5 protein-coding genes are annotated in these 9,962 nt (G+C 43.1%); 4 read left to right on the top strand and 1 reads right to left on the bottom strand.

All coding sequences use genetic code 11. The annotated features are described in order from the left end of the window. A partial coding sequence (locus IQ229_RS02515; protein WP_194040982.1) for a DNA polymerase III subunit gamma/tau occupies window positions 1-2,023 on the bottom strand: 2,023 nt, incomplete at its 3' end. A 375-nt stretch (window positions 2,024-2,398) separates the two neighbouring features. Between IQ229_RS02515 and IQ229_RS02510 the strand changes: the two genes are divergently transcribed. From IQ229_RS02510 to IQ229_RS02495, 4 genes are all read left to right on the top strand, one after another. Continuing rightward, window positions 2,399-3,097, top strand: a complete 699-nt coding sequence (locus tag IQ229_RS02510) for a hypothetical protein (RefSeq protein WP_228013042.1) — start codon at window positions 2,399-2,401, stop codon at window positions 3,095-3,097. Between the two features lie 197 nt (window positions 3,098-3,294). After that, a complete protein-coding gene (locus IQ229_RS02505) occupies window positions 3,295-7,149 on the top strand; it encodes a CHAT domain-containing protein (protein WP_194040980.1) in 3,855 nt (1,284 codons plus the stop codon). Window positions 7,150-7,196: 47 nt separating this feature from the next. After that, a complete protein-coding gene (locus IQ229_RS02500) occupies window positions 7,197-8,882 on the top strand; it encodes a M14 family metallopeptidase (protein WP_194040977.1) in 1,686 nt (561 codons plus the stop codon). Window positions 8,883-8,884: 2 nt separating this feature from the next. Further along, complete coding sequence (locus IQ229_RS02495) at window positions 8,885-9,424, top strand: GNAT family N-acetyltransferase (RefSeq protein ID WP_228013040.1); 540 nt, start codon at window positions 8,885-8,887, stop codon at window positions 9,422-9,424. The last annotated feature ends 538 nt before the right edge of the window (window positions 9,425-9,962 follow it).

Below are 9,962 nucleotides of genomic sequence, written 5' to 3'. Positions count from 1 at the left end.
CATCTGCAAAACGGATAATTTGCCCATTGAAAAATTCTGCTACACGTTGAGCTGCGATCGCTACTTCGTCAGGTTCCCAATCAGGTGCGGGTGTTTGTTTTGGGGGTGGAGGCAAAGTTTGCATCCCGTTTCCATTTACCCCATTTCCATTTAAGCCATTTCCATTTACACCATTTCCATTTACACCATTGCCATTTAAGCCATTTCCATTTACACCATTGCCATTTCTTGCTGCTGTCGGTGCTGGTGGTGGATTAGTTGGCTGTGGTACTGACGCTGGAGGCGGAATTTGCTGGTTGTAGCTAGGTGTAGGTGATTGTTGAACGCGAGTAGAATCTTTTGGCGGAGGATTTTTTTTGGCTGAGGTAGAGTTTGAAGAAATTCCTTTTTCTATATTTATCTGGATTTCACGCTGGAAAGTCTGCTGGAAAGCTGCCGCAATCATCGGTAGATAAGATTTCCCCTTGTCATACCATGCCTGTTTGATAGCAATTCGAGCCACAACACCGTCGAACTCGATGAGTTGGCTCATTTGACGCAGCATTTCTTGCCTTGATTTTGGCTGGAGGTTGGCAAGCACCTGTTGCCAAATCTGAGTTAAGTCATATTCTTCTTCCCCAACAACTTCTGAAGTTTCTGGTTCAATATTCACCGATGGCACAGGAACAGCAACAGGTTCTGGGGTTGGTGGTGAAACTGATTTAGCAGCAGAATTGTGATTTGTTTGCTGTTCAACTGGGGGAGATGAAGTGATGGGCTGATTTTGAGCCGCGGCTTGATGATTGGCAGATGCAGAATTATGATTTGTTTGCGGTTCAGCTAAAGGTACAGAAGAGACTGGGTGATTTTGGGCAACTACTGGAGGATAGCTTGGAGATACAACAGGTGTATTAACTCGTGGCGCAACACTTGAGGCTTGTGGCTGAATATTCGTCGCACTGGGTAACAATCCTAGTAATGTTACCTCCAACCACAAACGCGGCTGAGTGGTATTTTTAATTTGTACTTCGGCTTCTCGCAAGTGTTTCTGTCCCGCCAAAATCACGCTCATATCGAAGTATTGAGCAAACTCAACCAGCGCTGTCCAAGTTTGCTGAGTACAAGCAACTAAATCGTGGCGGTGAGGTGCTGTTTTAGCAATCAGTAAATCGCGGTAAAAAGCAGCGAGATTTTGCAGAATAGTTAGGGGTTCTCGACCACGATCTAAAATGTAGTGAGTACAGTCTAGAACTGCTTCCGGTTTATCTTGAGCGATCGCATTTAGAAGCGCTAGCAAATCCTGTTCGCTTACCGTCCCCACCAAATCCCAAACTCGCTCTGGTGTCACTTCACCCGCTAATAAACCCAATTGATCGAGTAGACTTTCGGCATCTCGCAAGCCTCCCTGAGAAAGTTGGGCTACCAAAGTGACAGCATCGGGTGAAATATGAATGTTTTCAAAAGATGCGATCGCGCTTAAATGCTTCACCATCGCTTCTAACTGAATGCGTCTAAAATCAAACCTTTGACAGCGCGAAATAATCGTTGGTAGCACTCGTTGCGGGTCTGTTGTCGCTAATACAAAAACCACGTGTCTCGGTGGTTCCTCTAGTGTCTTTAGTAGCGCATTGAATGCCTGGGTACTGAGCATGTGGCATTCATCAATAACATAAACCTTGTAGCGACACTGTACAGGAGCAAACTGGGCTTTTTCAATCAACTCGCGGATATTATCGACACCAGTGTTACTAGCGGCATCGATTTCAATTACATCTAGGGCGTAACCCTTAGCGATCCCCTGACAAACCTCACACACGCCGCAGGGTTCAGCCGTGGGCTTATCACCTTTGAGACAATTGAGGGACTTAGCCAGAATCCGGGCACTAGAAGTTTTCCCCGTACCTCTTGGCCCAGTGAATAAGTAGGCAGGGGCGATTTTAGATGTGCCGATCGCGTTCGTGAGGGTGGTGGCGATCGCCTCTTGTCCCACCAGTTCAGCAAAACTTTTGGGGCGATATTTGTGGTGCAGGGGTTCATAAGACATGGAAATATAGACTTCAATGCCTTTCAACGTTAATTAGTAGCACCGAGTCGAGTTGAGGATTCAATTATTTTAAACTCTCGTACCTGACTTTATTTATCGATGTTGCCCTAGCCCAAGACTCAACTAATGCCGTAAATTTTGGCACTCAGCAAAGCAAGCAACCAGAGCTTATCCTCTACTATGATTTCAACATCAATGTATGGGAATTATAGCATATCATTTAGTACATTTGTTCTAATTAAGAAGTAGAGAGCAAGGAAAAAAACTCTTGACAAATGACAAGTGACAAATGACAAATGACTATACGTTTTATTGACTGAACTAACGCCATAGTCCAGTGCGATCGCTACAATTTTATAGATAAAGTAAAACTCGATGGTGCAGCAGATGCTCAAGCGGCTATTTCAATGGCTCAAAAAGCTTTTTCAGAGCTTGTTTGGTGGAAAACAGACTACCTCAAAATCTAGGGGAAATGTGGAAAAAGAACCAGCACCACCCTTGAGCGATACGGATCTGGAATTTCTCTTCAACGAACTGTTGCAAGGAGTACATCAAGCACGAGGGGAAGCATGGGCACAGAAGTGGCTGCATAATATCGAACATCGGATCACAACTCAAGAGTGGGTTGAGTGGTTAGGGCGCTTTGGCGACAGATTGCTAGCATCTCCTACACCAAATAATGAAATGGCTGCGCGGTTAGTGCAATTGGGTGAGTTAAACGTCGGAGAAATTGGAGATGTTGCCTATAATATCGGGATGCAGTTGTTGACACGCAATGAAGGCGAACCAATTTGGGAATATGAAGGGCCAGATGCTTTTAGCACTTCTTTTTCCTCTGAGGTAGCTGTCCCAGTATCAGAGTCAGCAGATGCGCCAGAGAACCTCCCAGAGGGAGAATACCAAACTGTCACCCTAGAACAGTTGTTTGTGATGTTGCAGGAGGATGAAAATTTACGTCAGCAGATTGCTCAACAGCTTGCCGTTGAAACAGACGATCCACAAGTGCTTGTCCAGGCATTAATTAGTCAGTTATATCCTGACGGTCAATCGACTACAGAGCAAACTGAAAATTAACTGCTTGCCAGAATCAAATTCAAGAGTGAAATCTGGGAATTGTAACGTTGTAATGCTATGCTCTTGAAGATTTGTATATTTTTTGCTAACCTGCTACGGAAGCGCTGTCCGAATCTAATGGATTTTTACGTAATTGATGATTTTTTTAAGACAACGATGGCTACAATCTAGAAAAACAAAATCCAAGAGTGTGGCAGATGCTCAGGCGGATATCGCAGTCGCTTAAAAGGTTTATAAAGCGCCTCATTGCAAGTAAACAGAATAGTTCTCTCAAGGGTGGGAGAGGACGTAATCTGGTGGGGGTACTACCAGAACTAACCAATGCGGATCTGGAACAATTGTTTATCCAATTGTTAGAAGGCGTGCATCAAGCACGAGGACGACAGTGGGCATTGAGGTATCTGCAACGAATCGAAAATCGCGTTCCGGCTGAACGTTGGATAGACTGGTTGGTGATGTTTGGTGAAAGCTTGCTAGCTTCACCTACACCAAATCCTCTTTTAGCAACACAGATGGTGCAATTGGGGGAACTTGGTGTTGGCAGAATTGGAGAAGTTGCTTATGACATTGGCATTCGGCTAATGCAAAACTTACCTACAGAAATAGAAGATTACCCTGACAATCAGGCACAAGATGATCTAGAAATCACTCCTGGGCAAGAACTGATCCGCGATTTGGGCGAACAGTTATGGGAGCATGATGAGCCAGATGTGATAGAAACTACTCCAGGTCTTGAACTGATCCGCGATTTGGGCGAACAGTTATGGGAGTATGATGAGCCAGATGTGGTAGAAACTACAACCGATGAAGAAATTCTCCCCACCCCTGCTGAACAAGAGCTAATTATTAGCTTTGGCGAACAATTATGGGAATATGATCTGCCAGATGTTGAACCAATAACGTCAGCACCTCAAAATGCCTCCTTTGAGGAGACATCGCCCGAAAACTTCGAGGAACTGGTATCGGAATATGAAAGGGAAGACGCCCAAACCACAATACCAGAAAATATCCCTCTCCCGGCAGCAGAAGATACAATCAGCTTGTTAACCCAACTTCGGTTCGACGAAGAAGTTGTTCAAATTACTACACCAGCAAATCTCCTTTCCACTAGACAAAGGACTGAATTAGCAACGTCTCCCTCGCTGGAAACCTGGGATAACACTTTAACGAATTTAGAGCCAAATGTGGCTAATACTTTAGATGAGTTGTGGGTGAAGTTGGATCAAAGTACCAATTTAGTCCAGCAACTTGCTTCAGATTTGGCAGTTCAAAGCAGTAATTCCCCTGGTATTATTGAGCGACATAACGATAATCCGATTACCCACGCTCAAAGGTGGTTTTACCAAGGTCTAAGCCAAGCGAAAACAGGCGATTTGCTAGGAGCGATCGCATCTTATGACCAAGCCATTGAAATGCAACCCGAATTCTCCGAATATTGGTTTAATCGAGGCTTAACGCTGTTCCATTTAGAACGTTTTGATGAAGCGATCGCGTCTTATGAAACAGCCATAGAATTGAAACCAGACTTCTACAAAGCTTGGTACAACCGGGGTGGAACTCTCGGAGAATTAGGATACTTTGAAGAAGCGATCGCTTCTTTTGACAAAGCTATAGAAATCAAGCCAGACTATCAAGAAGCGTGGTCTAGCAAGGGTTTGGCACTGCTGAAATTAGGTTGGCTACCAGAAGCTATTGCTAGTTATGACCAAGCGTTGCAACTCGAACCAGAAGACCAGGAAAACTGGTATCACCGAGGCATAGCCCTAGCTGTCAGCGAACAATTTGCCGAGGCGATTATATCTTACGACAGAGCTATAGAAATTAACCCAGAGTATCATGAAGTTTGGATAGACCGGGGTGTAGTGCTGTTTAATTTAGGAAGATGGTCAGAAGCGATCGCCTCTTGGGATAAAGCACTTTCAGTTCAAGCCGACTTCTACTTAGCTTGGTACAACCGCGGTATAGCGTTAGACAACTTAGGACGTAGACAAGAAGCGATCGCCTCCTATCAACAAGCGATCGCCATTAAACCCGACTTCCACTTAGCTTGGTATAATCAGGCAATAGCACTGTTTCATTTAGAACAATATGCCGAAGCGATCGTCTGTTATGACAACGCTTTGCAAATCAAACAAGATTATTGGGAAGCTTGGATTGGTCGGGGAACTGCGATCGGTCATTTAGTGAATTATGACGAATTACTGAATTTGTCGAGTAATATTATCGCGACAAATCCTGCCTTACAACAGGGCGGCTACGAAGGAAAATTAGCCAGTTATGAAGAAGGGTTAAGGCATTTGCGGACAGATACCCATCCAGAAGGTTGGGGGAGATTGCATTTTGCGATCGCTAATACTTACTACGAAGAAGGTAAAAAACATACCAATACCCGCGATTATTGGCGCAAAGCTGCATCTGAGTACCATCAAGCGCTGTTAACCCTGACATTAGAGTATTTTCCCCAGTTGCATTTAGAGGTTTTACAATCTCTAAGCAAAGTGTTGATGGCTTTGGGACAAACCACACAAGTTCAAGAATTGCTGCAACGTGGGACAGATTTATTGCGACAATTACTGAGTGAAGAAACTCGCTCAGATGAAAGTAAAAAACAGCTAGCTTTAAAATTTGCTGGCTTCGATCAATTGGCAGTTGATTTAGCTGTAGAGTCGGGTGATTTAGTAGAAGCTTGGGAAATTGCCGAACAAGGTAAAAATGCTTGTTTAAACTGGCTGCTTTCTGGCTGGAATAATAATATTTACTCGCCTTATTATGGCGCAATTCAACAACTATTCAATCCCACAACAGCAATTATTTACTGGCATATTAGCCCAGTTGCCCTACATACTTTCATTCTCAAAGACCAAGCACCATCACCGATTCTCCTGTTTACACCCATGCAAGATACTGGGGTAATACCTTTAGGAGAAGATGCTATTCGTCTCAATGAATTGCCTCTACCCGAAGCAGTGCAACGCCTAATTGAATTTGAAATTTGGCTAGAAGATTGGCATCAACAATACCAAGAATATCGCAGCACAGCCCAAGACAAAGAAAGTAAAAGTCACCATTCTTGGCGAGTTGAGATGGAAGAGAAACTGTTGCAACTGTATGAAATCCTAAATATTTCCACAATTGCACAGGAACTCGAAGCCATCACCCAACTGGTATTAATTCCTCACCGTGACTTGTACAGATTGCCCATTCATACACTTTTCCATCTTTCTTCGCCATCACCAGAAGAGTTACCCAACGTAGAATCAAATTTCAGCGTCACCTATCTACCTAGTGCCCAAATTGGTTTATCAATCAGAACTGAGGATATTTGGCAGTGGCAAAATAAGTTCTTGCTCAGTGTTGAACATCCTGAAAGTACAGGTTATCCTACACTGAAATTTGCCAAACTTGAGTCTGAAATTGTTAGTCAGATGTTCAATAATATCCAAAGAATTCAGGGGGCAGAAGCTACAAAAAGTATTGTTGAAAATGCCCTATCTGATAATTATCATATCTTGCATTTTACGGGTTATGTCACTAATAATTTAGCTGAACCGAAAAAATCAGAATTAGCATTAGCAGGTGAAGACAGACTGACTCTAGATGAAATCTGCCAACAAAATCTAGATAGTTACAACCTTATTACCCTCTCTGCCTGTGAAAATTTAAGTACTAACAACTACACTATCAGCAGCGAATATGTGAGTTTAGTCAGTGGTTTTGTAACTCAGGGCATACCTCATGTAGTGAGTACTCTCTGGAGTGTAGAATCTTCGGCTAGTGCCTTGGTGATGATCGAGTTTTACCGACGATTACAGCCGAATAAATCAGCTGTTACTGCTTTAGCCGAAGCAACACGATGGCTGAAAGAACTAACTGCTGGAGAACTGACAAAATGGTATGAAGATATTTTGAATAATCTCCATCCAGAGGAAGTAAGAATTCAAACTTATTTAGCAACGCAGCTTTATAGAAATAGTAAAATGGCATCAGATAAAATTCTTTATAACCATCCTTACTACTGGGCAGCTTTTACGATTATGGGTAAACCTAATTAGAATAATTCGTAATTCGTAATTCGTAATTCGTAATGGGGAGGTTTGTTATGCCAGATGTTCGGTTTGATAAATACTATCGTTATGAAGACTTAACACGCATTCTGCACAGTTATGCGAAGGAATTTTCCCAACTAGTACGCATAGAAAGCATTGGCAAAAGTTACGAGGGACGTGACATCTGGCTATTGACAGTTAGCAACTTTGCCACTGGCGCACATCAAGAAAAACCTGCTCTCTGGATTGATGGGAACATTCACGCCACTGAACTAGCACCGTCAAGTGTTTGTCTATATCTCTTGCAAACATTAGTGACAGCTTACGGTACTCACCCAGAAATTACCCGTTGTTTGGATACCCGCACCTTCTACATTTGCCCCCGTGTTAATCCTGATGGTGCTGAGTTGGCATTGGCTGACAAACCGAAATTTATTCGCTCCGGTACTCGCCCTTATCCCCATGATGAAGAAGGCAACCATGGGTTAGTGATGGAAGATATCGATGGCGATGGTCGGATTTTACTGATGCGAATCCCCGATGCTAATGGGGCTTGGAAAGTCTGTCCTACTGAACCACGCTTGCTGATACGACGCGAACCAACAGAAACAGGTGGTCAATATTATCGCGTACTACCAGAGGGAAAGATAGAAAATTATGATGGAGTTCAGATTAAAATTCAGCCTTCTAAGGAAGGGCTAGATTTAAACCGGAATTTTCCATTTTTGTGGCGGCAAGAATCTGAGCAATCGGGGGCTGGTTCTTATCCTACATCTGAAACAGAAGTGCGATCGCTAGTTCAATTTATCACTACACATCCTAATATTACAGGAGCGATCGCCTTTCATACCTTTAGCGGTGTTCTCATCCGTCCCTATACCCACCTCAGCGATGACGAATTCCCCGTCAATGACCTCCGCACTTATCAACGCATTGGCGCTAAAGGTACTGAACTTACTCAATACCCAGCCATCTCTGCCTTTCATGATTTCCGCTATGACCCCAAAGGAGTAGTTACAGGTACATTCGACGACTGGGCTTATGAATACCAAGGTCTATTTGCCTGGACAGTAGAAGTCTGGAGTCCGCAGCGCCAAGCTGGAATTAATGATTATAAATACATCGATTGGCAGCAAGAACACTCTGTAGAAGATGACCTGAAGTTGCTACGTTGGAACGATGAAAAACTTGCAGGCAAAGGCTACGTAGATTGGTATCCCTTCGAGCATCCCCAACTCGGTCAGATTGAACTAGGCGGCTGGGATACCATGTACGCTTGGACAAATCCACCCCCTGAATTTCTGGAGAAAGAAATAGCCCTCTTCCCAGAATGGCTAGTTTGGCATCTATTAATATCTCCGCGTTTAGAGATTTACGAAGCCAGTGTCCACAGCTTGGGTGATGATACTTATCGGGTGCAATTAGTTGTGCATAATACAGGCTGGTTGCCCACCAACGTCACCCAAAAAGCTTTAGAAAAAAAGCTGGTGCGGGGCTGTATCTGTGAAATTGAACTGCCTCCTGGGGGAACTTTGGTAACGGGTAAGCCCCGTGAAGAGTTAGGTCAATTAGAAGGACGAGCCTACAAGCCTTCAACTCCCATTAGACGGCACAGCGATCCTACCAAGGATCGGGCAAAAGTTGAATGGGTGGTGCGTACGCCTCAAGGTAGTACAGTTAAACTGCTAGCCCGCCATGAACGTGGTGGAGTTGCTCGCACTGAATTAACATTCCCATAATTTTGACATTTGAAATTGTCATTTCTTTCCTCCTGCCTTATCGCAACGATAAATTTTTACGCCAATCTACAGCTTTGTCTAAACCGATAATTACCGTTCGCCTAATTACACGCGACGAACTTCCGCAACTTTTGGTTTTATATAACCACCTAAATCCTGTCGATGCACCTCTACCGACTGATGATGTTTTACAATCGATCTGGGATGGTATTTTACATGATCCCCGTTTGTATTATGTTGTAGCTGATGTTGATAACCAGCTAGTAGCAACGTGTAACTTAACCATTGTTCCCAACTTGACGCGTGGCGCACGTCCATACGGCGTTATTGAAAATGTTGTCACCCATCTCGATTTTCGACAGCAAGGATTAGGTACACAAGTACTACATTATGCCTTAGCATTAGCATGGCAGCAACAGTGCTATAAAGTGATGCTTCTAAGCGGATCAAAAAACGAGGAGACGCTGCACTTCTATGAAAAAGCAGGATTCAAGCGTGGACTAAAAACCGGATTTGTTGCCCTACCTCCAGAGGAGTTGTGAGCAAAATTGATACAGATTAGCCAGCTTCCAAAAATCCTAGTTTATCTTTGGGTTCGCTTTTATAAAATAGTCTTTTGTAAAAAAATAATTCTTAGCCAGAAATCTTGGGGCAATCAGGCTCGAAAATTTTAATTGCGATCGCTAATTTTCAGTTTAATATTTGAAAATTTACCATCAAGGACAACTATCTAAAGAGTGAAAGTTTTTCCTCAAAATCCAGCCCTGAGTTAGTTGTATAATTTCGATTCAAGAATAATAATACATCATATCGCCAAAAGACATTTTATTTATTAAATCTTGCTAAAGATCATGATACATTTAGTTTGACGGCATGAACCCTCCTCGGCAATTATAAAGAGATGGCTATTAAAAGCCAATTATTTTACTGCTTGACAGGAATTTTAAAACTTATAAAATCGCCTACCTGCATTAATTATCTTTATTGTTGCAACGAAGAGATTACCAGAGTATGCCTGCTTCTCTTTAGTGCGATCTGCGGTTCTTTAAAAAACAAACAAATAGGAATCCGATACTACAT

It is taken from the genome of Nostoc cf. edaphicum LEGE 07299, assembly GCF_015207245.1.
GTDB lineage: Bacteria > Cyanobacteriota > Cyanobacteriia > Cyanobacteriales > Nostocaceae > Nostoc > Nostoc edaphicum_B.
The sequence above is the reverse complement of the archived record's forward strand: the minus strand, read 5'-3'. Positions and strand labels throughout refer to the sequence as shown.

What these genes read in the sequence shown, in the direction of transcription:
- IQ229_RS02510 (WP_228013042.1), top strand. Translation starts at nt 2,399, where the DNA reads ATGGTGCAGCAGATGCTCAAGCGGCTATTTCAATGGCTCAAAAAGCTT.
- IQ229_RS02505 (WP_194040980.1), top strand. Translation starts at nt 3,295, where the DNA reads ATGCTCAGGCGGATATCGCAGTCGCTTAAAAGGTTTATAAAGCGCCTC.
- IQ229_RS02500 (WP_194040977.1), top strand. Translation starts at nt 7,197, where the DNA reads ATGCCAGATGTTCGGTTTGATAAATACTATCGTTATGAAGACTTAACA.